Below are 23492 nucleotides of genomic sequence, written 5' to 3'. Positions count from 1 at the left end.
GTTGGCGGCCTGCCGAGTTCGAGGCGTTCATGCGTCACTCGGCCGGCGGCCGGCTCTTCTGTGCAAAATTGAGGCCGCCGACGACCTGCTGGGTCGGCAGAACTTCCATGAAGGCGACATTCATGCGCGCCGGCGATCCGACCGCGAATGCGATCGAATTGGCGATGTCCTCGGGCTGAAGCGCATCATAGTCGTCGAAGAAGCGACGCTTGGCTTCGGCCAGATCACCGAGCAGCCGGCCGAACACCTCGGTCTCGACCCGGGCCGGCGATATCTCTGTGACGCGAACCCTGGTCCCGTAGAGGTCGACGCGCAACTGCTGCGATAGCGAATGAATGCCGGCTTTGGTGGCGTGATACACGGTGTTTCCGCCGCCAAATGCGTAGTGGCCGGCGATGGAGGAGATGTTGACGACGTGGCCTCGATCACGATGCGCCATGCCCGGCACGACCAGCCGCGTCAGATGTAGCACCGCCCGCAGATTGACGTCGATGAGCGCGTCCACGTCTTCAGGTGTCGTGTCCAGGATATTGCCGCGCCGGGATTGGCCGGCGTTGTTGACGAGGACGTCGAACTCGGCCGACTTTGCCAGGGCCGCAAGCGCATCGAGGTCGCTGATGTCGACGGCGCAGGGTCGGCATCCGGTCTCCGCAGAGAGGGCGCTCAGGCGGGTGGCGTCGCGGGCCACGGCGTAGACTTCGAGCCCTTCCGCACTCAGGCGGCGAACAGTCGCAGCCCCTATTCCGGAGGATGCGCCCGTCACCAGGGCCGTCCGATAGTCCGAAAATCCCATCCGCGGGGGCTCCTCTGCTACCGTCCGACCCGCTGGAGGCGTCGGCTGCAACGCGAGCGGCGGACGAGTTCAGCACTAGCTATAGGCCCCTCAGGTTCCCAGTGGTAAGAACAATTCCTTCTGATCCCATAGCTTCAGCCTATTGCTGCTGCACTGCTCCCTGACTGGATATCCGGAGACGCCGTATTGGATACGAAACGCTTGGAGGCCTTCATCAAGGTCGTGGATCTCGGCAGCATGACGAGCGCGGCGAAAGTGCTGAATGTGGCGCAGCCGGCGCTGAGCCAGCACATTGCGAGCCTGGAGGCCGATTTCAAGTGCAAGCTGCTCGACCGCAGCGCCCGCGGGGTTAAGCCCACCGAGGCCGGACGAATCCTCTACCGCTACGCCAAGTCGATCCAGCGTCAGATCGAAGAGGCCAGGCGCACCATTCTGGACAACAAGCCGGAGCTGACCGGCAACGTCACGATCGGTCTGGCCCCGCTCAGCTCGGCGGCATTGCTGGCGACCCCGCTGCTGATGCAGGTCCGCGCACGCTATCCCGGCATCGTGCCGCACATCTACGACAGCTCCGGGATCATGCTCAGCGAGATGATGCTGAAGGGGAGCATGGACATGGCTGTCCTGTACGGCGATCGCCCGGTGACCGGCCTCGATTACAAGCCGCTGATGCGCGAGTACTTCTATCTTGTCGCGCCCCGCAGCATCTATCCGGAGCAGATGCCTCTGGAGGAGGTTTCGGCGGCGGAGGTCGCGCAATTCGACCTGCTGCTTCCGTACCGGGAATCCTTCCTGCGGCAGACGGTCGAGCGGGTCTGCGCCGAGGTGGGACTTCGCCCGCGCATCGTCGCCGAGATCCATTCCCAGTCGACCCTCTCTTCGGCTATTGCAGCCGGCGTGGGGGCGGCAGTGCTGCCCATGTCGATCGCAAAGGAGTTGCCGAACCTCGACGAGCTCTGCATTCGGCGGATCAACGCGCCGTCGGCCTCGCAACAGATGTCGCTTTGCATTTCCGACAATGCCGCGTTGTCCGATGCTGCATTCGCCGTCTACAAGATATTGCTCGAGATCATCGTCAAGACGTGGGGGCCGTTCGATCTCCACCTCGGCTCGGCGACCGCCGTCTTGGGCGGCGCAGCGTCGGCTCTGGATGGTCCGAAGGACGAGCCATAACGAAACACGATGCGGCAATCCTAAAATCTGAATTTGCCGCCTCAAGGCGGTTGGATATGGAGGAGTAACGAAGATTGCGACCGCAAGGAGGTTATCATGGTGCATGTGATCAGGACATTCGATCGGCCCGCCGCCGAGCTTGTCGAGCGCATCAAGAAGTTTCCTCCGTCCACCCTTCATGAGGCGCAGGGGCGATTGGGCGCCCTGACATCCCGCATCAAGCCGATCTATTCCGGGATGCGCGCCTGCGGACCGGCGCTGACGGTGAGCTGCCACCCGGCCGACAACATCATGCTGATCACGGCGATTTCGCTGGCCAAGCCCGGCGACGTGCTCGTGGTGAGCGCGGGCGATCATCCCGAGCAGGGCGGCTTCGGCGAGGTGCTGGCGACGGCCTGCGTTGCCAAGGGCATCGTCGGGCTGGTCACGGATGCCGGCGTTCGCGACGGCCTTGCGGTACGCGACACCGGCTTCAACGTCTTCTCCTACGGCCTCTGCATGAAAGGGACCGTCAAGGAAACTCTCGGCACCATCAATCAGCCGATCGTCATCGGCGGCATTGCCGTCCGCCCCGGCGATATCGTCAGCGCCGATGACGACGGCGTCGTGATCGTGCCGAAGGAGAACATCGCCGACGTCTGCGCCAAGTCGGCGGCACGCGAGGACAAGGAAGCCGGCGTGATGAAGGCGCTCAAGGCCGGCGGCGACATCCTCGAACTTTCCGGCATCGGAAAGGTGCTGGAAGCCAAGGGCTGCACGTTCGGCTAAGCGGCCCGCGCCGCACATTTGCAATGATGGGAGATCAGGTGGCAGCCATTCTCGGCTCGGGCGAGCACCGCTACCGCGTCGTCGACAATTGGGCCAAGCTGCCGGATGGCTGGCAGCTCACCGACGTTGCATCCATCGCCGTCGACAGCAAGGATCGCATCTACGTCTTCAATCGCGGCGCCCATCCGATGGTGGTGTTCGACCGCGACGGCAATTTTCTGCGCAGCTGGGGCGAGGGGCTATTCTCCCGCGCGCACGGCCTGCATATCGATGCCGACGACAATCTCTACTGCACCGATGACGGCGACCACACCGTGCGAAAATGCACGACGGACGGCAAGGTGCTGCTGACGATCGGCGTCCCCGAGAAGCCTGCGCCGTTCATGAGCGGCGATCCCTTCCATCGCTGCACTCACACGGCTTTGTCGCCGCAGGGCGAGATCTACGTCTCCGACGGCTATGGCAACGCCCGCATCCATAAATTCACGCCGGACGGCAAGCTGATCAGGAGCTGGGGCGCGCCTGGCACCGATCCTGGCCAGTTCAACATCGTGCACAATATCGTCGCCGATGCCGACGGCTGGGTCTATGTCGCCGATCGCGAGAACCATCGCGTGCAGGTGTTCGACGGCAATGGAAAATACGAGACGCAGTGGAACAATCTGCACCGGCCGTGCGCGCTGTGCCGTTGCGGCGGCGGCAGGAATCCCACTTTCGTCATTGGTGAGCTCGGCCCCGCCATGCCGGTCAATCGCAAGGTGCCCAATCTGGGTCCGCGGCTGTCGATCGTCGATGCCAAGGGCAAGCGCATCGCGCGGCTCGGCGGTGAGGATGGTCCCGGTCTTGCGAGTGGAAAATTCCTCGCGCCGCATGGGATCGCGCTGGACTCCAGAGGCGACATGTATGTCGGCGAGGTCGGAGTCACCGACTGGAAGACCAACTTCCCGGACGAGGACATGCCGGACGTTGTTCGCACCTCGCGCTGCCTGCAGAAGCTGGAGCGCGTAGCTGAGGTCGCTCGTTAGAAGCTACCGGCCGGCGCGCTTCTCGACGCCGGCGCAGCGCCCATGCGATCTCTGAGAGCACTTATTCCACCGCCACGAGCGGAATCGGCAGCGCGGTGATCGACTTGATCTTCTCCATCGCGAAGCGCGAGGTGACGTTCTTGAGCGGGACGGCGTGGATCAGCTTCTTGTAGAACACGTCGTAGCTCTGCATGTCCGGGATGACCACGCGCAGCATGTAGTCGACATCGCCGGCCATCCGGTAGAACTCCATCACCTCGGGCATGGCGCTGACCGCAGCCGCGAAGCGCTTCAGCCAGGCATCGGAGTGGTCGGAGCTCTCCACGGAGACGAACACCGAGAGGCCGAGGCCGATCTTGTTCTGGTCGACCAGCGCAACGCGCTTCTGGATGACGCCATCGCCCTCGAGCCGCTGAATGCGCTTCCAGCACGGCGTGGACGACAGGCCGACCCGGTCACCGATCTCAGCGACGGAAAGCGAAGCGTCCTCCTGAAGCACCGTCAGGATCTTGCGGTCGATGGCATCGAGGCGACGGCCAGTCTCGGCGAGCTGCAACGCAGCGTCGGTCATGTCTTGTTACCTTTATATCGGGAGAGGCGCGGGGCTGGCACTTGGACAGAATAGTCAGCCGTGAGGCGCGAACAGGAAGATCTCGTAAAGGTCGTCCTGATAGTCGCTTTCGCCGCCGGTCTGCGGCCGCAGCGAGCGGCGCATCCATCCGCGTGCCTGTTTGAGCCGGCTGGCGAAGCCGAGATGCAGCGAGACGATGTGGCTCATGTTCACTCCGGACGACATTGTAGGGCGAGAACCCGGTAACGCTATCACGGGTGACGAGAGGTTGAACATCGGCAGGCCTAGGCAACGATCAGTTTGGTTGGTTCGTACTGAAGCGGTCATGTGTCCCAGCAGAAAATTCCATGGCGACGTTTCGCGGGGGACGATTTTCATGAGGTCCACCTGGCGCAAAGGTGTCGGATCAGTCGTTCGCGAGCAGCGCGAGGATGTCGGCGTGCCGCAGCTGTTGTATGGAACCAGCGTTCAACGGTCGGCGACATGAGTCCGACGTCGCCACAAGCATGGGCATGCCCATGCTGCCGAACGATGCGTAGGGCGGGTTCCGGTCGGCGCGCGCGTGCAGATGCGCTCCCGTCATGAGGCCGAGCCCGAACAGGAACGCAATCGTCAGGACCACCGGCACGATCAAGGCCTCATGCCTGCCGATATGGTCCGTCACGGCTCTCGCCTCGATCGCCCGCTCTGCGGGAGAACGAAGGTTGGTCCATTCCAGGGTGAACTCGAACATGCCGGCGCCGTGTCTTGCTCTGTCGCTTCCCCTCACTTCATGTAGTCGGGCAAGGTGAAGCCGTCATAGAAGCGGTCGGCCAGGATCGCCGTCTTGAACGCCGGCGATTTGTAGCCGGCGACGATGTCCTGCGCCCAGTCGGCATTTGCGTTGGCCTTCTTCACGGCGAGAACGTTGACATAGGGCGTCGTCATCTTCTCCAGCGCGAATGCGTTGGTGAGCTTCAATCCGCTGAAGATCGCGAAATTGCCCTGAACCGCGGCGAAATCGACGTCGTCGAGCGCGCGTGGCGCCTGCGCGGCTTCCAGCGGCACGATCTTGATGCCGCCCGGATTCTTGATGACGTCGAGCTCGGTGACGTCGACCGGCTTGCTGTCGCGGATCTCGATCAGGCCGAGATCGCGCAAAACCCACAGCGCGCGCTGCAGATTGACGGGATCGTTCGGCACCGCGACGCTCGAGCCCGGCTTGATCGGCGTGCCCAGCGGATGCTTCTTCGAATAGAGACCCATCGGAGGTGTGGGGACGTGGACGATGCCGACGAGATCGGTCTTCTGCCGCTCGTTGTAGGAATCGAGGAAGATCGTGTGCTGCATCACATTGGCATCGATCTCGGACTTGAACACCGCGTTGTTGGCTTCAAGGCCGGTCGAGAACTCGACATAGCGGATCTTGTAACCCTTCTTCTTCAGCTCCGGCTCGACGCCAATCTTGAATTCGTCGATGTACGGTCCTGGCACGAAGCCGACCCGGAGCTCCTGTTTTGCGGGTTGCTGTGCCAGGGCGTCTCCGGCGGCGAGAGGAGCAAGGGCCAAAAGGCCGGAGAGGAGAAACAACGCTGTCTTCATGTCTGCTTACTGGTCTCAGGTTGGAATATGAGTGCGGAAGCGGCGTCAGGCGATGGCCTTGACCGCGTTGGAGTAGATGCTGGCGGGACGTGCGAGGCCGTAATGCTCCCGCAGCGTTGTTCCGGTGTAGTCCTCGCGGAACAGGCCGCGCTTGCGCAGGATCGGAACGACCTGCTCGGCAAAGACGTCGAAGCCGCCGGGCAGCCAGGGCGGCATCACGTTGAAGCCGTCCGCCGCGCCGCCCTCGAACCAGGTCTGGATGTTGTCGGCGATCTTTTCCGGCGTGCCGGCAATGACCCAATGTCCACGCGCGCCGGCAAGCCGCTGTACCAGCTGGCGAATGGTCGGCTTCTCGCGATCGACGATGTCGACCACGAGCTTGAAGCGGCTGGCAACGCCGCGCGCGCTCGCGGTGTCGATGAGATGGCGCGGGACGGGACCATCGAGATCGTAGCCGGTGAGATCGAGGCCGATCATCTGGCGCAATTGCGTCAGGGAATATTCGGGCTGGATCAGCGCGTTGAATTCGTCCTGGAGGCGGTCCGCCTCGGCTTGCGTGCTGCCGATGAAGGGACTGATACCGGGCAGGATCTTGATCTCGTCGGGGCCTCGGTCGAAGGCGCGGGCCTGGCGCTTGATGTCGGCATAGAACGCCTTCGCCGAGTCCAGGGTTTGATGCGCGGTGAAGATCGCCTCCGCGTATCGGGCGGCGAAGGCGCGGCCGTCGTCGGAGGCGCCGGCCTGCACATAGACCGGCCGGCCCTGTGGCACGCGCGAGATGTTGAGAGGGCCGCGCACGCGAAAATGCTTGCCGACATGATCGAGCGTGTGGATCTTGCTGGTATCGGCGAAGATGCCGGAGCCGGGATCGTTGACGAGCGCGTCATCCTCCCAGCTGTCCCAGAGCCGCGAGATCACGTCGAGATATTCGCGGGCACGCTCGTAGCGCTCGTGGTGCGGCGGATGTTCGGGTAGCCCAAAATTCTGCGCGGCCTGGGGCGCGCTGGTGGTGACGATGTTCCAGCCGGCGCGGCCGCGGCTGAGATGGTCGAGCGATGCGAACAGGCGCGCCAGATTGTAGGGCTCTGTGTAGGTGGTCGATGCCGTCGCGATCAGGCCGATGCGTTTCGTCACGGCTGCGATAGCCGCGAGCCAGGTGATCGGCTCGAAGCGAAAGCGCTGGGCGTAGCGGACGTTGTCGGCGAGCGCCGGGCCATCGGCGAAGAAGATGGCGTCGAACTTGCTCGCCTCGGCGCGCTGCGCCAATTCCTGATAATAAGTGATGTCGAGAATGCGGTCCGGCTCAGAGCGCCTGTAGCGCCACGCGGCCTCGTGGTGGCCGCCGGGATAGATGAAGAGATTGAGAACAAGCTGCCGTTGATTGCTCATATCGAAACGCCCCGAGTTCGGCCTGCGCAAAATCTATGTCGCCGATCGCGTCATTGTCGATGGAATGGATTTGCGTTGTTGAGTGCGATGCGAGCATGAAGTTGCGGGAAAGCCGGCGAACGGAGATGGTGCGTGATGCGCCCGCCGATCTATTCGAGATGTGTATGTTCAGGACAGGCATCGCGGTGGCCGCGATGCCGTGTCCTCAGGCGAGAGCGGCTCGGCGTTTCGCCGCTGATGTTTTCGCGAATGCAACTATTCCCCGAGCCGTTCAATCTTTGGAAGCCATTTCCGAAAGCGCTGAGTTAGCATCCTCTGACTGAGTACGACGCTGCATTGATGCAGCCACTACGGAAAGATCCCGCCAGACGCGATCGCCGCCAGAGCAGACGGCGAGCGCGCAAGAGGATCGATCACCATCATCACCTGTTCTCACTCCGCCATTGCATCAGCGATCGGCGAACGGCGGAGCTTTGTCCAAATGGATCGCGGTCTCGGGGAAGATGACATGACTGACGGAATCACCATCGACAACGTCATTCCGCGCGCGGATATCGTCAAACGGTCGGCGCGGATCGGCGCAGAGATCAGGAATATCAGGCTCTCGGGCGATCTGCCGGACCAGACGATCTCCGCGATCAACCGGGTGCTGCTCGAGCACAAGGTCATCTTCCTTCGCGACCAGAACCATCTCGACGACGCCGAGCAGGAGCGCTTCGCCGTTCGTCTCGGCAAGCTGGTGCCGCATCCGACCGTCGGTGCGACGAAGGGAACGGCGTCGATCCTGGAGCTTGATTCCGGCCGGGGTGGCGGCCGGGCCGACCAGTGGCATACCGACGTCACCTTCGTCGACGCCTATCCAAAGATCTCGGTTCTGCGCGGCGTCGTGATCCCCGAGTTCGGCGGCGATACGATCTGGTCGAACACGGCTGCGTCCTATCTCGATCTGCCGGCTCCGCTTCGCAAGCTCGCGGATGAGCTGTGGGCGGTGCACAGCAATGCCTACGATTATGCGGTCAAGACCCGCGCGAGCGAAGCCGATCGCAAGCAGTTCGAGGAGGTCTTCACGGCGACCGTCTACGAGACCGAGCATCCCGTCGTTCGCGTCCATCCCGAAACCGGCGAACGGACGCTGGTTCTCGGCAACTTCGTCCAGCGCTTCGTCGGCCTGTCGAAATATGACAGCCAGAAATTGTTCGACCTGTTCCAGTCGCACATCACCGCACCCGAGAACACCGTGCGGTGGAACTGGCGGCAAGGCGACGTGGTGATCTGGGACAATCGAGCGACCCAGCACTACGCCGTGAACGACTACGGCGATCAGCATCGCGTGGTCCGGCGCGCCACCATCGATGGCGAGGTGCCCGTCAGCATCGACGGCCGCAGCAGCGTGACCCGCGTCAAGGCGGCGAAGCCGCAGGCGAAGGCGGCCTGAGCAGAGCAAGGGAGCGAAGACAATGAAGATCACGATCTCTGCGTTGCGTCGTTTGGTTGCCGGCCTGCGGGAAAGGAGCCGGCAGCTCGGTTTGGCCGGCCTCGGCTTGACCGCTCTCGTCGGCAGCGCCGTGGCCGAGCCACAGCTCGAAAAGTCCGAAATCCGTTACCAGGGCTGGGCCGGGCAGGTGACCTTTGTCGAACTGGCCGACGATCTCGGCTATCTCGCCCCGCTCAAGCTGAAATGGGTCGGCAACACCATCAGCGGTCCGCAGGACATCCAGACCGTCGTCACCGGCGACATCGACATCGGCGGCGCCTTCTATGGCGCGATCATCAAGCTGATCGCCGCCAAGGCGCCGATCAAGGCGGTGGTCGGCTATTACGGCTCGGACGACAACACATACAACGGCTACTACGTGAAGGAGGATAGTCCGATCAAGAGCGCGCGCGACCTGATCGGCAAGAAGGTCGCGGTCAACACGCTGGGCGCGCATCTGGAGTTCGTGCTGCGCGAATACCTCGCCCGCAACGGCTTGACGCCGGCCGAAGCCAAGCAGGTGACGCTGGTTGCGATCCCGCCGGTCACCGGCGAGCAGGCGCTGCGGCAGGGGCAGGTTGAGGTCACCACGCTCAGCGGCATCCTGCGCGACAAGGCGCTGGAACGCGGCGGCCTCCGCAGGCTGTTTGCGGACTCGGACATCTTCGGAAACTTCACGGGCGGGTCCTATGTGCTGCGGGACAAGTTCATCAAGGACAATCCCAACACGTCCCACAAGCTGATCGAAGGGGTGTCTCGTGCCATCGCCTGGGCGCAGACGACGCCGCCGGAAGAGGTTCGCGCCCGGTTCGAACGCATCATCGCGGAGCGCAAGCGCAACGAGGACGCCACGCCGATCAAGTACTGGAAGAGCACGGGCGTCGCGACCAAGGGCGGCGTGATCGGCGATGGCGAGCTCCAGGTCTGGATCGACTGGCTGGTGAAGGACGGGCTGCTGAAGCCCGATCAGCTCAAGCCGTCGGACATCTACACCAACGAGTTCAACTACTTCCGTCCCGGCAAGACCGCGGAGGCCAAATGACCACCGCCAAGATCAGATTCGAGCATGTGCGGAAGGAATTTCTGGTTCGCGGCAAGGACGGTGGGCCGGCGCAGAGCTTCACCGCGCTTGACGACATCACGCTCGATGTTCGGGCCGGCGAGTTTCTGGCGCTGGTTGGGCCGAGTGGCTGCGGCAAGTCGACCTTGCTCGATTTGCTTGGTGGACTGACGACGCCCAGCAGCGGGCGCATCCTGCTCGACGGCAACGCCATCGAGGGGCCGGCACGCGATCGCGGCATCGTGTTCCAGCAATACGCGCTGTTTCCCTGGCGTACAGCTGCGCAGAACGTCGAGTTTGGGCTCGACATCGCCGGCCTGAAAGCCAGGGAGCGGCGTGAGCGAGCGCTGCACTACCTCGATCTGGTCGGACTGTCCGGTTTTGCCGACCGCTATCCGCACGAGCTCTCCGGCGGCATGAAGCAACGCGTCGCGATCGCGCGAAGCCTCGCCTACGATCCGGAGGTGCTGCTGATGGACGAGCCGTTCGCGGCGCTGGACGCCCAGACGCGCGAGACGCTGCAAGGCGAGCTGTTGCGGATCTGGCGCAGCACCGGGAAGACCATCCTGTTCATCACCCACGGCATCGACGAAGCCGTCGTGCTCGGCCAACGCGTGGCGGTGATGACCTCGCGTCCGGGCCGCATCAAGCAGATCGTCGATATTCCCGCAGAGCTGCACAGCGAGACCGGGGACGTCCGCTCGCTGCCGGAGTTCGGCCATGTCAGGCACGAGGTGTGGTCCTTGCTGCGCGACGAAGTGTTGAAGGCGCAAGGCGCCCAGGTCCGCGCGCCGGAAGACGCGCGCGTGGCAAAGGCGAAGGAGTTGGCCCATGTCTAATCTGGAGATACTGACGCTGCTGGAGCTCGCGGAGGGGAGCCCGAAAGACCGGGCGGCGCAACGGGCCGGTGCGGTCGCCGCGGCGACGGGCGGCCTGGTGCGATGGTTCGGCGTCATAGGGCAGCGGTCTTTGCTGGTCGTGTTGTTTCTGGCGATCTGGGAGGTCGTGCCGCGGTTGGGACTGGTGGATGTGACATTCCTGCCGCCGTTCTCGGAGGTGATTGCGGCGGGCTGGCAGCTTGCTCAATCGGGCGAGCTCTACGACGATGTCGCCGCAAGCCTGTTTCGGGCGCTTGGCGGCTTCGTGATCGCAGTTGCCCTGGTGGTGCCGCTCGGCTTGGTCACCGGATGGTATGCCCGGCTCGGTGACGTCCTGAACCAGGTCATCGAGATCGCGCGCAATACGGCGCCGCTGGCGTTGCTGCCGGTGTTCATCCTGCTGCTTGGGATCGGCGAGCTGTCGAAAGTGACCATGGTGATCTACAGCTGCGCCTGGCCGCTGCTGCTGAACACGATCGCTGCGGTTCGCCAGGTCGATCCGCTTCTGGTCAAATCGGCGCGGACGATGGGGGCGACGCCGAGTCAGCTATTCCGGAAAGTGATCCTGCCGGCGTCGCTGCCGACGATCTTTGTCGGCATACGCCTGGCGAGCGCCTCGGCCATGCTGGTGCTGGTGGCCTCCGAGATGGTCGGCGCGAAGTCCGGGCTCGGTTATCTCATCATCAACAGCCAGTACAGCTTCCTGATCCCGCAGATGTATTTCGGCATCCTCGCCATCACCATGATCGGCCTCGCTCTCAACGCGATCCTCGAGGCGCTGGAGCGCCGCCTGATGCGCTGGAAGGCGCCGGCAACTTAACCCTGCTTGTTGCGGGCGGTGGCCTGCGTCACGATGCTGTTCGGCGGCACGTCCTGGGTCACCCAGACATTGCCGCCGATGGTCGAGCCCCGGCCGATCGTGATCCGGCCGAGGATCGTGGCGCCGGCATAGATCACGACGTCATCATCCACGATCGGATGCCGGGCGTCGCCCTTGATCAGATTGCCGTCGTCGTCGGTCGGGAAATGACGGGCGCCGAGCGTCACGGCCTGGTAGATGCGGACATTGTCCCCGATGATCGCGGTCTCGCCGATCACCACGCCGGTGCCGTGATCGATGAAAAAGCCGGATCCGATCCGCGCGCCCGGATGAATGTCGATGCCGGTTCGGGTATGGGCGATCTCGGCCACCAGCCGCGCAATCAGCCGCGCGCCGAGCTGGTGGAGGATGTGCGCCAGCCGGTGATGGATGATCGCGGTCATGCCGGGATAGCCGATCAGGATCTCCGGAAAGTTCCGCGCGGCGGGGTCGCCGACGAAGGCGGCGCGGAGATCGCTGATGATCAGGCCGCGCACGTCCGCAAGCTCAGAGGCGAATTTGCGTGTCAGCTCGATCGCGTCGTCGCGCCGGAAGCCGGCCGTGAGCTCGTCGCCGATGAAGAGCGCGGCACGGTGAACCTGGTCGCACAGGCTGTCGAGCGCGATGCTGAGACGGTTGCCGACGAAATAGTCGATATTCTCCCCGTCGAGATCGAACTGGCCGTAATGGCGTGGAAACAGCGCCTCGGTCAGGCCGTCCAGGATCGCCTGAAGCGCTTCACGCGACGGCGCGCGGCGAGCTTCGCCATCCCGGCGGATGCTGTGGGTCTCCTCGCGAGAAACGCGGAGTGCGGCGACGAGCTGCTCGAGCTGCCAGCGCTTCTGGGGCGGCCTGTCGAGACCCTTGTCGTCGGACGGTTCGTGAGGGAGTTCGTGCTTCATGCGGTCTCATCTGACATGTGCCAGCGGAATGCTGATCTCGGCGAGCAAATCGAGGTCGAAATCGTGTTTGATCTCGATGTATTGCCCGTTCCAGTATACCAGCCCCGACAGCTCGCGCGAGAGGTCGAAGCTCAGGAGGCTGCCGACGATGATTCCGTGAGAATAGCGCTCGATGATCTCCTCGACCTGGCATTCGACGGTCGCCAGCGAGTGTCGGAGCAGCGGCACGCCCGAGGTGCCGGCAGACCAGGGCACGCCCTCGAAGCGCTGGGGCCCCTTCAGGCGGCTGTCGCTGAAGCGGTCCGCCAGCTCCTGCTGGTCGGAGCCGAGAATGTTGATGCCGAACGTGCCGAAGCGCTGGATCAGCGCAAAGGACGATGCCTGTCGGTTGACGCTGACCAGCACCCGGGGCGGGCTTGCGCTGAGCGACGTCAGGGACGTCACGGTCATCCCCGTGATGTCGTCGTCGCGGCCGGCCGTGATGATGCTGACGCCGCCGGCGAGGCGGCGCATCACGGCGCGGAACTGATGTTCGATCTCGTTGCCGTCGGTGACGAGATGGATGTCCGATCTTCCCATGTCCTGACCTCCTTGTGTCGGACGCGAGGGCGTTGTCCTGTCTAGAAGAAGCCCTTCGCCGGCAGCGGTGTGCCGCTGATCTCGTATTGGCCGATCGAGCGGGCCTTGTAAGTGGTTGGATTGTGCGAGGACAGTGTTCGCGCGTTGCGCCAGTGGCGGTCGAAATTGGTGACCTTCTTGGTCGCTGAAGCGCCGCCGACGTCGAACAGCAGGCTGCCGCCACGGATGGCGAAATCGTCCGCGATGATCTTGGCCTTGGCCGAGAGCAGCGCGGCGGTGTGGGCCGCATCCGCCGCATTGGTGGCACCGGCGTCGAACGCGTCAGTCGCGACGTCGAGTGCTTCGGCGGCGGCCAGCACCACGGCTTCGGCCGCGAAGGCGCCGCTGGCGATCTGGCCGACGGTCTGTTGAAGCAGGGGATCGTCGGTCGGGATCTCGGTCGGCGCGTAGTAGAAGGTTCGCTTGCGGGAATGGATGAGGGCCGTGGCGTCGCGCAGGGTCGCTCGCGCGATGCCGGCAACGACCGCGGTCAGGAACAGCTGGGCGAACGTGTTGGAGTAGGGCACGCCATAGCCGGAGTCGGGCTCGTCGAAGACCACTTCCTTGCGTCCGACTTTCACATTGTGGAAGTGGGTCGTGCCGGTCGCGGTGAGCCGCTGCCCGAGCCCGTCCCAATCGTCGACCAGCTCGATGCCCTCGCGCTTGATCGGAACGATCGTCGCGCCGGTCGCCCCGGACGGATCGGCCGCGCGGACCAGGACGTAATCCGAGTACAGCGTGCCGGTGCTGTAATATTTGGTGCCGTTCAGCAGGTAGTCACCGCTGCCATCGGGTGTAAAGGTCGTACCCGGCGTCACGTTGCCGACGCGGGGGCTTTCGAGCTCGGTCGTGGCAAGCCCGATGATCGCGCCTCCCGCGACCGCCTTCTGCCAGTCACGGCTCTGCTCGTCCTTGGGCGTGCGTACCAGCCGCTCGACCACGCTGAAATGATTGCGCAGGATATGCGCGACATTGGCATCGGCCTCGCCGAGGCGGATGACGAAGGCGAAGAGATCGCGGATCGTGCTGCCGGCGCCGCCGGCACTCACGGGAAGCCGCAATGCGCCGAGACGGGCGCGGCGGATGAGGTCGATCACCTCGAAGGGCAGCGCGCGATCGCGTTCGCGTACGCTCGCGCCCTCTGCGATCTGGTTGAGCAGCGCCTCCAGTCCCGGCGAGCCGGTCTTGAGCGGCTCGGACGCGTTCAGGGAGGGGGCGGATACGGATTTGTTCATTGTCCTGGCCTGTTGAAGTGGTCTCAGAGCTGCGCGAGGTGATCGGTCACCTTGACCGGTTCGGGCAGAACCTTGCGGGCGACGAGCCAGTCGGCGGCCCTTTGCAGCTCGCCGACGAACTGCTCATCATTGACGGCGAAGTAGCGGTACTGGCGCTTGAGCGCGATGAATTGGTCGCGGACGGCGTCGCTGTATTTGCCGATCTTCTGCGCGATGTATTCGGCCTCCCTGGCATTCTCGGAGATCCATTTGCCTTCGGCACGAAACGCGTCGTTGACGGCGCGCACCAGCGCGGGATTGTCGGTCGCGAATTTGCGGGTGGTGAGATAGGACGTGTAATCGATCTGGAAATCGAGATCGCGTCCTTCCAGAAAAAGGTCGTGCGCCTTGTATTCGAGCCGGGCGATATCGACGCCGGGACTCCACATCGACCAGGCGTCCACCTTGCCGGAAGCAAGTGCGGGTGCCGCGTCCGGCGGATTGAGATAAACGAACTTCACCGCGGAGCGGTCGACCTTGTGCTTCTCGAGGGCTGCGACCAGCAGGAACTCGCCGAGGCCGGAGCGGTTGACCGCGACCGATTTTCCGACGAGGTCCTCGATCCTGTCGAGGCCGGAGCCGTCCTTGGCGATGATCGCCGTGGTGCGTGGTTCGTAGACGACGAACTGCGTGAATACCAGCGGAGAGCCGGCGATGATCGCGGCCAGTGCCGGCGTGGTGCTGCCGCCAAAACTGAAGTCGGCGCTGCCGCCGGTCACCGCCTGCAAGGTCGGCGCATGGTTCGGGAACGGGCCGAGCCACTCGACCTTGATACCATCCTTGGCCAGGACTTTCTCGAATTCACCGCGTTCCTTGGCGATCACGTTGAGGCCGCCCAGACCCCAGGTGATGCGTACGGTGTCCGTGGTACGACCGGGGGCGGCATGGGCGAAATCGCCGATGGTCATGCCGGCAAGCGCGCCGACGCCGAAGGCTGCCGTGCCAAGGAAGCTGCGCCGGGACGGTTTGGCGATCGAGGAGCGAGACATAGGAGCCTTCCGGTAACCTAGTTGGTGGAATGAGAGTTCACGCCAAGCTCGCCGAGGAGCTCCGCGCGGGAAATCGTCGTCGATGCGTCGCGCACGGCGCGGTGCTCGAACGCAATGGCACCGTTCCGCATCACCAGGATGCGGTCGGCCAGCGCGATGGCCTCGTCGACATCGTGGGTGACCAGCAGAACGCCCGGCTGATGATTGGCGACGAGCTCGCGAACGAGCTGATGCATGCGGATGCGGGTAAGCGCATCCAGCGCGGCAAAGGGCTCGTCGAGCAGCAGGAGCTCGGGCTGCTGGACCAGCGCGCGAGCAAGTGCCACACGCTGGGCCTGTCCGCCGGACAGGTTGCGCGGCCAGTCATCGAGCCGGTCGCCGAGGCCGACCTCGGTCAGCGCTTCGGCGGCGCGTTCGCGTGCATGCTGCAGCCGCAAGCCGAGCGAGACGTTGCGCCAGAGGCTGTCCCACGGCAGCAGCCGATGCTCCTGGAACACGACGGCCGGCCGGCGCGGTGCCACGATGCGCCCGCCCTGAATCGAATCGAGGCCGGCGAGCGCGCGCAGCAACGTGGTCTTGCCGCATCCGCTTTCGCCGAGCAGGGCGACGAATTCGCCGCGTTCGATCCGCAGGTTCAGCCTGTCGATGACCACGCGGCTGCCGTAGCTGCGCACGAGGTTGCTGACGACGACCGCCGGACCGGATTCGAAAGAGGTGCGCGATCGCGGAGCGACATGAACATTCATCGTGCCGCTCCGTAATTCGGATGCCAGGCGAGCATGCGGCGTTCGAGGAAGCGTGCAATGGCGTCGGCTGCGACGCCGATCAGCGCATAGATCACGATCGTCAGCACGATCACGTCGGTGCGCAGGAATTCACGCGCGTCCATGGCGAGAAAGCCGATGCCCGATTGCGCGCCGATGGTTTCAGCCACGACCAGCGCGAGCCACGCCGTCGCCAGCGCATAGCGGATGCCGGTCAGGATCGACGGCAGCGCGCCGGGCAGGATGATCCGGCGGATCAGCTCGATCGAGCTCAGGCCCTGGACGCGGCCGAGCTCGAGCAGCTTTGGATCGACCTGGCGGATGCCGAGCACGGTGTTGATGTAGATCGGGAAGGTGACGCCGAGCGCGACCAGGAAGATCTTTTGCGTCTCGCCGACGCCGAGCCAGACGATGACGAGCGGCAGGACAGCCAGAAACGGCACGGCGCGGATCATCTGCACGCTGCGATCGATCGCAGCTTCCGCGATCTTGGAGAAGCCGACAAGGGTGCCAAGTGCGGCGCCTACGACCGATCCGATCGCGAATCCCGCCGCCGCGCGCAACAGGCTGACGCCGAGATCGTTCAACAGGGTTCCGGTGGTCGCCAGCTTGAACGCGGTCCGGATCACCTTGCTTGGTGCGGGAAGCACCTGGGGCGAGAGCCATCCGGCCTGCGCCAGCCATTCCCAGACGATAACCAGCACCACGGGTGCGAGCCACGAGAGGAGCTGAAGACCACGCGGGCCAAGCTTGATCCTGATCGAGATCGGAGCGCGTGCGCCATCGCTGCTCTGTGACGTCGATTTGTCGTCGATCGTCGCGCGGTCGATGTCGCTCAGTTCGATATTGCTCAAGACCCGAGACCTCGTTTCACGCACTGCAATCGACGCAGCAGCTGCGACGCCGGTGACTTGCCGTCGCCGCAAAATGTCCCATGAAATCGAGCCGACAGAAATAGAGCGGTATTTCAATTGTCGTTCGGTCCGGAGTGATCCGCTGTCGTCGCAGCGCGCATGCGCGACAAAGAAAATCTTTTGATGTCTCGTCTGCTTGATCTTGCGCCAGGCATTGGCGAGAACGCCTCAGGTCCAAGGGATTTACGGGAGAGCACGATGACGACCGCACCTCTTCGCTTCGGCATCTGGGCGCTGGTGCACGGGCCGCGTGCCGCGCATCAGGACCCGGAAGAGCCCTACGATGCATCCTGGGAGCGCAACCGGGATCTCATCCTGGCGGCCGAGGAGCTTGGCTACGACTCCACGCTGATCGCGCAGCACACGATCAACCCGCATCAGGAGGATCTCGATCAGCTCGAAGCGTGGAGCGCTGCAGCTGCAATCGCGGCGCTGACCAAGCGCATCGAGATTATCGCTGCGATCAAGCCGTATCTCTATCATCCCGTGGTGCTGGCAAAGCTCGCGCTCGGGATCGAGAACATCAGCCGCGGCCGGCTTGCGATCAATCTGGTCAATGCCTGGAACCGTCCGGAGCTGGAGAAGGCAGGGATCGGCTTTCCGGAACATGATGCGCGTTATGCCTACGGCAAGGAATGGATATCCGTGGTGTCCCGCCTGATGGAGGGTGAACGCCTCAATTTCAGCGGCGATCACTTCAACGTCGCCGACTACGCACTGCGGCCGACCAGCCTTTACCGCAATCGACCCCTCATCTATGTCGGCGGAGAATCCGGGCCCGCGCGTGATCTCGTCGCCGGCCATGGCGACGTCTGGTTCATCAACGGTCAGCCGCTCGACGATGTCGCCGGCCTGATCGCGGATGTCGCGGCCCGTCCGCGCGGCTCGGCGCCCCCGTTGCGCTTCGGTCTGTCTGCCTTTGTTGTCGCGCGCGAGACCCGCGAGCAGGCGCAGGCCGCCTATGAGCGGCTGCTGAGCCTGGCGGCAAAGGATGCGCCGATGAAAGCCATCCAGAAGCAGAACACCGATCCGAAGGTCGTGATGATGCAGACCATGCAGAAGACGCCGCGCGTCGGCAGCAATGGCGGGACGGCCGCGGGGCTCGTCGGCAGCTACGACGAGGTTGCGGAGCGCATCGAGGCCTTCCATGCCGCCGGCATCGAGCTGTTCATGCTGCAATTCCAGCCGTTCGAGACCGAGATGCGGCGCTTTGCGCACGAGGTCATCCCCCGTGTGCGCGCCCGGCAATCGACCGGGCCTTCCGGGAAGCTGGCCCAGTCGCTCGGGTGAATCAGGCTGACGCGACCGCCGGCGCTCGCTTTGCGAAGCGGCTCGCCGGCCGCGGTAGACCAAAATGCTCGCGCAGCGTCGTGCCGGTGTATTCGGTCCGGAACAATCCGCGCTTTTGCAGGATGGGTACGACGCTGTCGACGAAAGTCTCCAGCCCAGTTGGCAGCACATCCGGCATCAGATTGAAGCCGTCGGCGGCGCCGGCCTTGAACCAGGCCTCGATGTCGTCGGCGATCTGCTCCGGCGTACCGACGATGATGCGATGGCCGACGCCGCCGCCGAGCGCACGGATCAATTGACGGACGGTGAGGTTGCCGCGCCGCGCGAGGTTCACCGTACCCTGGAACATGGTGTGATTGGCGTTGACAGGTAAGGGCAGAGGGTCGGGCAGGGGCTTGTCGAGCTCGAGCAGGGCGGGATCGATCTGAAGCGTGCCGGCAAGACGTGCCAGGCTGTACTCGATCGGCACCAGCTCCCAGAGTTCGTCTTGCCGCCGCTTCGCCTCGGCCTCGGTGCTGCCGATGACGGTCGCGAGTCCCGGCAGAGTGACGATGGAATCCCCAGGGCGCCCGTAAGCCGCGGCCCGCGTGCGCAGGTCGCGTGCGTACGCGACACCCTCCTCAATGCTCTGGGCGAGCGTGAACACCGCTTCTGCATAGGCCGCCGCGAAATCGCGGCCGTCACTGGAGCCGCCCGCCTGCACCGTGACCGGTCGTCCCTGCGGCGAGCGTGGCACGTTCAGGGGGCCGGCGACCGAATAATGCGGGCCGCGATGAGCGATCGGATGCACTTTCGAAACATCCACGAATCGGGCGCTCGCCTTGTCGCCGACGAAGGCGTCGTCCTCCCAGCTGTCGAACAGGGCGTGGACGACATCGGTGAATTCCTTGGCGCGCTCGTAGCGGGCCTTGTGCTCCAGGGCACCGGTGAGGCCGAAATTGCGACTTGAGGCGGCATCCGCCGTCGTCACCGCATTCCATCCTGAGCGGCCGCCACTGGCGTGGTCGAGCGTCACGAAGCGGCGCGCAATGTTGTACGGCTCGTTATAGGTCGTGGACACCGTCCCGATCAGTCCCACGTGCCTTGTCGCGGCGGCGACCGTTGCCAGAATGATGGTCGGCTCCAGCGATGTAAACGACCGGTAGTCGATGCGATCGTTCACGGCCGGCGAGTCCGCGAGAAAGATGGCGTCAAACTTCCCGCGCTCGGCAATCTGCGCCACCCGCACATAATGACCGAGATCGAAGAAGGCGCGCGGATCGCTGTCCGGCAGGCGCCAGGCCGATGGGTAGACGCCGGAGTGAAGCAGATTGACGTTCAGGTGCAGTTGGCGTTGCGGCATGAATTTTCCGAAAGTCGGCGGTCTAGGAGTGGCGGAGATCAAGACCCCTTCGGGGACCAGATCTTGATGGCGGTGGTGTCGATCTTCACGGGAATCAAGCCTTCGGCGTGGAACGCATCGGCAATGCGCTGCTGCTCCGACAGGCCCGGGGCCGGTGACCGCGCCGACCTGATAGGAGCGATGGCTGTTGGCCTCCTCGACTGTTGCCGCATCGATGCCCCAGAGCCCGGCGAGCAAGGTCGCCGCGTCCTTCGGCTGGGCCTTCACCCATTTGCCGGTCTCGGAGAGCTTTGCGAAGATCACGTTGAGCACTTCGGCATGCTTGTCCGCATAGGCGGCCGAAGCGAGGTAATAGCGCTTATAGCTTGCAAGGCCATTGCTGCCATCCGACAGGATCCGACCCTTCGTCTGGTGCAGGGCACTGGTCAGGAACGGATCCCAGGCGACCCAGGCATCAACATTGTTGCTGACAAAGGCTGCGCGACCATCCGCCGGTGTCAAATAGGCCGGCGTAATGTCCTTGAAGCTCAGCCCCGATTTCGCCAGTGCCGCAAGCAGCAGGTAATGGCTGCCGGCGCCCTTGGTCACCGCGATCTTCTTGCCCTTGAGTTCGGCAATGGTCTTGATGGCCGAAGCTTCAGGCACCACGATTGCCTGCGCCGCCGGGGAGGCGGCCTCTTCGGCGACATAGGCGAGCTTGGCGCCGGCGGCTTGCGCAAAGATCGGCACCGTGTCGGCGACGTCAGCGCCGAAATCGATGCTGCCGATGTTGATGGCTTCCAGTAGCGGCAGGCCGCTGGTGAATTCGTGCCAGGAGATGGTGACGCCGAGTGGCGCTAGCGCCTTCTCCAGTTCCCCGTTCGTCTTCAGGATCGCCGTGAGGGTCGAGGATTTTTGATAGCCGATGCGAAGCTCCTCGGACATCGCGGGCTGAATGGAGGCCATGGCAAGGAAGCCGAGCGCAGCCGTGGCGAGGGCTCGCAGGCGGAACGTGAGATGATGCATTTCGAATATCCGGTTCAACGTAACGGCCTTGCCGTCCCGATCTCTGTCTGGGGAGGCCGGGACGAGTCACTTTGCCGGCAAACGGGTCCGCGTGGCAATTTCGCAGTCCGGCGCAGAAGGGAAGGAACATTCTCTCGCGCGACGAGAATTGAGAATGGAGTTTTCGGTGCGGAAAAGACGTTGTCGCGGTGCACTGCCTGGACGCATCCGATCAGGGTGACGAGCGAGGAACACAACGCGGCTCAGCGCAGTTCGACGCGGCACGCTTCCGTGTGGCAAAGCTTTCGCCAAAGATCAGGAAACTCGCCAGGGCGATGATCCAGACGGATAGCCCGCCATAGAGCATCACGAGCCTGAACCCATGGATCAGTGCGTCCTGCACGGCAGCATCCGCTGCCGGAAGGAGGCTTAGCTCGGGGATATCAGACAGGCGGCCGGTGCCGCCGGCGATGCGTTCCGCGAGATATTGGAGACGATCGGCATCGAGCCAACCGGGCAGTGCGCTGCGAAGCCAGGAGGAAATGCCTGCGATCAGGATGAAGCCCATCAAGGCGATGTTGATCGCCAGTGAAATCATGCGGGCGCTCATATCGATGCCCGATGCCATGCCGGCCCGAGTGCTCGACACAGCCCCCGTGGTGACGTTGGTCACGGGCGTGTTGGTGAGGGCGAGGCCTATGCCCGCAAGTAGACATCCTGGCGCCAGCGTCAGCCAGGTGACATGCTCGACGCCGCTGCCAACCCACATCGATAGGAAGCCGAGGCCGATGACGAACAGGCCGAGGGGAATGGCGATACCGCCACCGAACCGCAGCAATATTCGTTCGCCGAGCGGTGGAATCACCAGCGTCGGGAGCGTGTAGGTCAGCAGAGCGAGACCGGCCGTGAGATTGTCGTAACCAAGCGCGCTACGAAAGAAGATCGGTAGGTAGATCATGAAAGACCAGAAGCTGAAGTTCATGCCGGCCGATCCCAATAGAGCCCCTGAAAACGCGCGTATCCGGAACACCGAGAAGTCGAACATCGGTCGCGCGCTACGCAGCTCGACCAGCACGAAGGCAACGAGGCTGAGAAGGGCCGTCGCGACGATCGCAACGCCGGTCAGGCTGCCGAAGCCGAAGTCGGGGCCTTCCGTGATGTAGAAGGCGACGCAGAAGACCGATGTCGAAAGCGTCACGATGCCTGCGATGTCGAGGTGCTTTGCCTCGGGATCGCGGGACTCTCGTACGCCCGTAACGGCAAGCGCGATCGTAACGATCGCGATGAATGCGTGGATCAGGAATACCCATTGCCAGCCGGAGACGGCGACGATCGCCGCGCCGATGATCGGTCCGAAGCCAAGCCCGATGCCAAAAATGATGCCCCAGGCGGCGAAGGCGCGTGCGCGCGGTGCGCTCTCCTGAAATTGATGCGAGAGGACCGCGACTTGGCAGATCAGCATTGCGCCGCCGCTCATGCCCTGAAGGAAGCGGCTCACGATGAGCAGGAGCGCGTCCTCCGCCAGTCCGCAGATCAGCGAAGCCAGGCCGAACACGGCGATGCTGACGACGAACACCCGCTTTCGACCGTAGCGATCCGCCAGCGTCCCGGTCGCCATCAGAACGGTCGTGACCGCGATGGTGTAGGCATTCATGATCCACTGCAGTTGCTGGAAATTGGCATGCAGCACCGTCTCCAGCGTGGGAAGAATCGTCGGAACGCTGGAGATTTCCAGGCCGAACATGAGGGAGGCGAGGCACGCTGCGGCCAGCGCGATCGTGTTTCGTCGTGATGGTGAGACCGTCAAGGCTGTAACCTCCAATCGTCATGCGGATTGCCGGCGAGGGCGCGCGACGTCGCGCGCTCCGGGAAAGCATGGTGTCCCGTGCGCCACGTCCGGGTCAGGCGGGGCGAACATAGGGGCCCCTTGACCACAACAAAATCCGATCAATATAGATTTCAGAGACAACAAAGCCGGATGATGGAATGCTCTCGCTCGATGTCGATGCCGTCAGAGCCTTTGTGATGGTGGCGGACCTTCACAGTTTTACGAGGGCCGCCAAGGCGCTGGGGACCACGCAAGGGGCGATCAGCGTCAAGCTGAAGCGGCTGGAAGATCGCGTCGGGCATCGATTGCTCGAACGCACGCCGCGATCGGTGCGGCTGTCGGCACAGGGGACTGCGTTTCTGCAAGGGGCGCGCGAGCTCATCGCGGCGCACGAGCGCGCACTCGCCGGGCTCAACGCGCCGCCGCGCCATTTCGGCCTTGGTATTGCAGCGCATGTCGCGGGCCCGGAAGTCCCGGGCCTGCTGTCACGGCTGCACGCGCACGATCCGAATCTGACCATCGAGGTCCAGCTCGACAATTCGCGCAACCTTCTCGACCTGTTCGATCAGGGACGGTTGGACGCGGCCATCGTCCAGCGCGAGGACGATCGCCGCGATGGCGAGACGCTGGCGCACGAGCGCTTCGGCTGGTTTGCAGCGCAAGGGTTCGAGCACCGTCCGGGAGAGCCTTTGCGTCTCGCCGCGCTGGCCCCGACCTGCGGCGTCCGCAATGTCGCCACACAGGCGCTGGATGCGGCCGGCATCAAATGGACCGAGGTGTTCCTGGGCGGGGGCTCCTCGGCGGTCCATGCCGCGGTCGTGGCGGGGCTTGCGATTGCGCCGCTGTCGTATCGGATCGCGCCGGCAGGCACCATCGACGTCGGCGCCAGGCTCGGGCTTCCCAAGCTGCCACCGTCCGAGGTGGTGCTTCATTCGTCCTTGACCGACCGCCGGTCGCGGGCCGCGCTGGGAGCCATCGCGGCGGCATTCCGCGAACATCGCACGCAGGCGTGAGAT

23 protein-coding genes and 1 pseudogene are annotated in these 23492 nt (G+C 64.0%); 9 read left to right on the top strand and 15 right to left on the bottom strand.

All coding sequences use genetic code 11. The features are described from left to right. Window positions 1-34: 34 nt before the first annotated feature. Window positions 35-793 carry an SDR family oxidoreductase gene (locus tag QA645_RS28135; RefSeq protein WP_254130440.1) on the bottom strand — a complete coding sequence of 253 codons (759 nt, stop codon included), beginning with the start codon at window positions 791-793 and terminating at the stop codon, window positions 35-37. Between the two features lie 186 nt (window positions 794-979). On the opposite strand from QA645_RS28135, the gene QA645_RS28130 reads away from it, so the two are divergent. From QA645_RS28130 to QA645_RS28120, 3 genes are all read left to right on the top strand, one after another. After that, a complete protein-coding gene (locus QA645_RS28130) occupies window positions 980-1966 on the top strand; it encodes a LysR substrate-binding domain-containing protein (RefSeq protein ID WP_283044727.1) in 987 nt (328 codons plus the stop codon). A 96-nt stretch (window positions 1967-2062) separates the two neighbouring features. Next, window positions 2063-2734 (top strand): 4-carboxy-4-hydroxy-2-oxoadipate aldolase/oxaloacetate decarboxylase, encoded by a 672-nt coding sequence (locus tag QA645_RS28125; protein WP_254130442.1) that lies wholly within the window; start codon window positions 2063-2065, stop codon window positions 2732-2734. A 38-nt stretch (window positions 2735-2772) separates the two neighbouring features. Next, a complete protein-coding gene (locus QA645_RS28120) occupies window positions 2773-3759 on the top strand; it encodes a peptidyl-alpha-hydroxyglycine alpha-amidating lyase family protein (RefSeq protein ID WP_283044726.1) in 987 nt (328 codons plus the stop codon). A gap of 61 nt (window positions 3760-3820) precedes the next feature. Here QA645_RS28120 and QA645_RS28115 read toward each other — a convergent pair whose 3' ends face one another. From QA645_RS28115 to QA645_RS28095, 5 genes are all read right to left on the bottom strand, one after another. Then, window positions 3821-4330: an Lrp/AsnC family transcriptional regulator gene (locus tag QA645_RS28115; RefSeq protein ID WP_254130444.1), complete on the bottom strand. Its 510-nt coding sequence runs from the start codon at window positions 4328-4330 to the stop codon at window positions 3821-3823. Window positions 4331-4384: 54 nt separating this feature from the next. Continuing rightward, entirely contained in the window at window positions 4385-4537 is a 153-nt protein-coding gene (locus QA645_RS28110) for a hypothetical protein (RefSeq protein WP_283044725.1), read from the bottom strand. A gap of 199 nt (window positions 4538-4736) precedes the next feature. After that, entirely contained in the window at window positions 4737-5063 is a 327-nt protein-coding gene (locus tag QA645_RS28105; protein WP_283044724.1) for a hypothetical protein, read from the bottom strand. 32 nt (window positions 5064-5095) lie between these two features. Beyond that, window positions 5096-5911 (bottom strand): MetQ/NlpA family ABC transporter substrate-binding protein, encoded by an 816-nt coding sequence (locus QA645_RS28100; RefSeq protein WP_254192954.1) that lies wholly within the window; start codon window positions 5909-5911, stop codon window positions 5096-5098. A gap of 45 nt (window positions 5912-5956) precedes the next feature. Then, window positions 5957-7300 (bottom strand): LLM class flavin-dependent oxidoreductase, encoded by a 1344-nt coding sequence (locus QA645_RS28095; RefSeq protein ID WP_283044723.1) that lies wholly within the window; start codon window positions 7298-7300, stop codon window positions 5957-5959. Between the two features lie 508 nt (window positions 7301-7808). Between QA645_RS28095 and QA645_RS28090 the strand changes: the two genes are divergently transcribed. Genes QA645_RS28090 through QA645_RS28075 form a run of 4 tightly spaced genes read left to right on the top strand, consistent with a single transcriptional unit; the run spans window position 7809 to window position 11532 of the window. Beyond that, window positions 7809-8735 carry a TauD/TfdA family dioxygenase gene (locus tag QA645_RS28090; RefSeq protein WP_254130449.1) on the top strand — a complete coding sequence of 309 codons (927 nt, stop codon included), beginning with the start codon at window positions 7809-7811 and terminating at the stop codon, window positions 8733-8735. 22 nt (window positions 8736-8757) lie between these two features. Next, window positions 8758-9816 carry an ABC transporter substrate-binding protein gene (locus tag QA645_RS28085; RefSeq protein WP_283044722.1) on the top strand — a complete coding sequence of 353 codons (1059 nt, stop codon included), beginning with the start codon at window positions 8758-8760 and terminating at the stop codon, window positions 9814-9816. After that, window positions 9813-10673 carry an ABC transporter ATP-binding protein gene (locus QA645_RS28080; protein ID WP_254192958.1) on the top strand — a complete coding sequence of 287 codons (861 nt, stop codon included), beginning with the start codon at window positions 9813-9815 and terminating at the stop codon, window positions 10671-10673. The genes QA645_RS28085 and QA645_RS28080 overlap by 4 nt, the downstream gene beginning before the upstream one ends. Next, complete coding sequence (locus QA645_RS28075; RefSeq protein WP_283044721.1) at window positions 10666-11532, top strand: ABC transporter permease; 867 nt, start codon at window positions 10666-10668, stop codon at window positions 11530-11532. The genes QA645_RS28080 and QA645_RS28075 overlap by 8 nt, the downstream gene beginning before the upstream one ends. On the opposite strand, the gene epsC is transcribed toward QA645_RS28075, so the two are convergent. The 6 genes from epsC to QA645_RS28045 are packed head-to-tail and all read right to left on the bottom strand — an operon-like array spanning window position 11529 to window position 16873. Further along, window positions 11529-12473: a serine O-acetyltransferase EpsC gene (gene epsC / locus QA645_RS28070; protein ID WP_254130453.1), complete on the bottom strand. Its 945-nt coding sequence runs from the start codon at window positions 12471-12473 to the stop codon at window positions 11529-11531. The two genes, QA645_RS28075 and epsC, sit on opposite strands and share 4 nt — an antisense overlap. Before the next feature lie 6 nt (window positions 12474-12479). After that, on the bottom strand, window positions 12480-13052 hold the full coding sequence (locus QA645_RS28065; RefSeq protein WP_283044720.1) for a flavin reductase family protein: 573 nt from the start codon (window positions 13050-13052) through the stop codon (window positions 12480-12482). 41 nt (window positions 13053-13093) lie between these two features. Continuing rightward, window positions 13094-14326 carry an acyl-CoA dehydrogenase gene (locus QA645_RS28060; protein ID WP_283044719.1) on the bottom strand — a complete coding sequence of 411 codons (1233 nt, stop codon included), beginning with the start codon at window positions 14324-14326 and terminating at the stop codon, window positions 13094-13096. 23 nt (window positions 14327-14349) lie between these two features. Further along, window positions 14350-15354, bottom strand: coding sequence for an NrtA/SsuA/CpmA family ABC transporter substrate-binding protein (locus tag QA645_RS28055; protein ID WP_283044718.1), 1005 nt, complete (start codon window positions 15352-15354; stop codon window positions 14350-14352). A gap of 17 nt (window positions 15355-15371) precedes the next feature. Beyond that, the gene (locus QA645_RS28050; RefSeq protein ID WP_283044717.1) at window positions 15372-16100 is read right to left on the bottom strand and encodes an ABC transporter ATP-binding protein; all 729 of its coding nucleotides are present in this window, start codon (window positions 16098-16100) and stop codon (window positions 15372-15374) included. Continuing rightward, entirely contained in the window at window positions 16097-16873 is a 777-nt protein-coding gene (locus tag QA645_RS28045; RefSeq protein ID WP_283053376.1) for an ABC transporter permease subunit, read from the bottom strand. The genes QA645_RS28050 and QA645_RS28045 overlap by 4 nt, the downstream gene beginning before the upstream one ends. Window positions 16874-17230: 357 nt before the next feature. Here QA645_RS28045 and QA645_RS28040 point away from each other — a divergent pair, with 357 nt between their 5' ends. Then, complete coding sequence (locus QA645_RS28040) at window positions 17231-18322, top strand: LLM class flavin-dependent oxidoreductase (RefSeq protein ID WP_283044716.1); 1092 nt, start codon at window positions 17231-17233, stop codon at window positions 18320-18322. Window position 18323: 1 nt separating this feature from the next. On the opposite strand, the gene QA645_RS28035 is transcribed toward QA645_RS28040, so the two are convergent. From QA645_RS28035 to QA645_RS28025, 3 genes and pseudogenes are all read right to left on the bottom strand, one after another. After that, window positions 18324-19664: an LLM class flavin-dependent oxidoreductase gene (locus QA645_RS28035; RefSeq protein ID WP_283044715.1), complete on the bottom strand. Its 1341-nt coding sequence runs from the start codon at window positions 19662-19664 to the stop codon at window positions 18324-18326. Window positions 19665-19702: 38 nt separating this feature from the next. Beyond that, window positions 19703-20609, bottom strand: a pseudogene (locus tag QA645_RS28030) (aliphatic sulfonate ABC transporter substrate-binding protein). A 271-nt stretch (window positions 20610-20880) separates the two neighbouring features. Then, window positions 20881-22392, bottom strand: coding sequence for an MFS transporter (locus QA645_RS28025; protein WP_283053374.1), 1512 nt, complete (start codon window positions 22390-22392; stop codon window positions 20881-20883). A gap of 242 nt (window positions 22393-22634) precedes the next feature. Between QA645_RS28025 and QA645_RS28020 the strand changes: the two genes are divergently transcribed. Next, the gene (locus QA645_RS28020; RefSeq protein WP_254192966.1) at window positions 22635-23489 is read left to right on the top strand and encodes a LysR family transcriptional regulator; all 855 of its coding nucleotides are present in this window, start codon (window positions 22635-22637) and stop codon (window positions 23487-23489) included. The last annotated feature ends 3 nt before the right edge of the window (window positions 23490-23492 follow it).

Origin of the sequence: Bradyrhizobium sp. CIAT3101, from assembly GCF_029714945.1 — a bacterium.
Lineage (GTDB): Bacteria > Pseudomonadota > Alphaproteobacteria > Rhizobiales > Xanthobacteraceae > Bradyrhizobium.
Note: the sequence above shows the minus strand (reverse complement) of the source record. Positions and strands in the feature narration are given on the sequence as shown.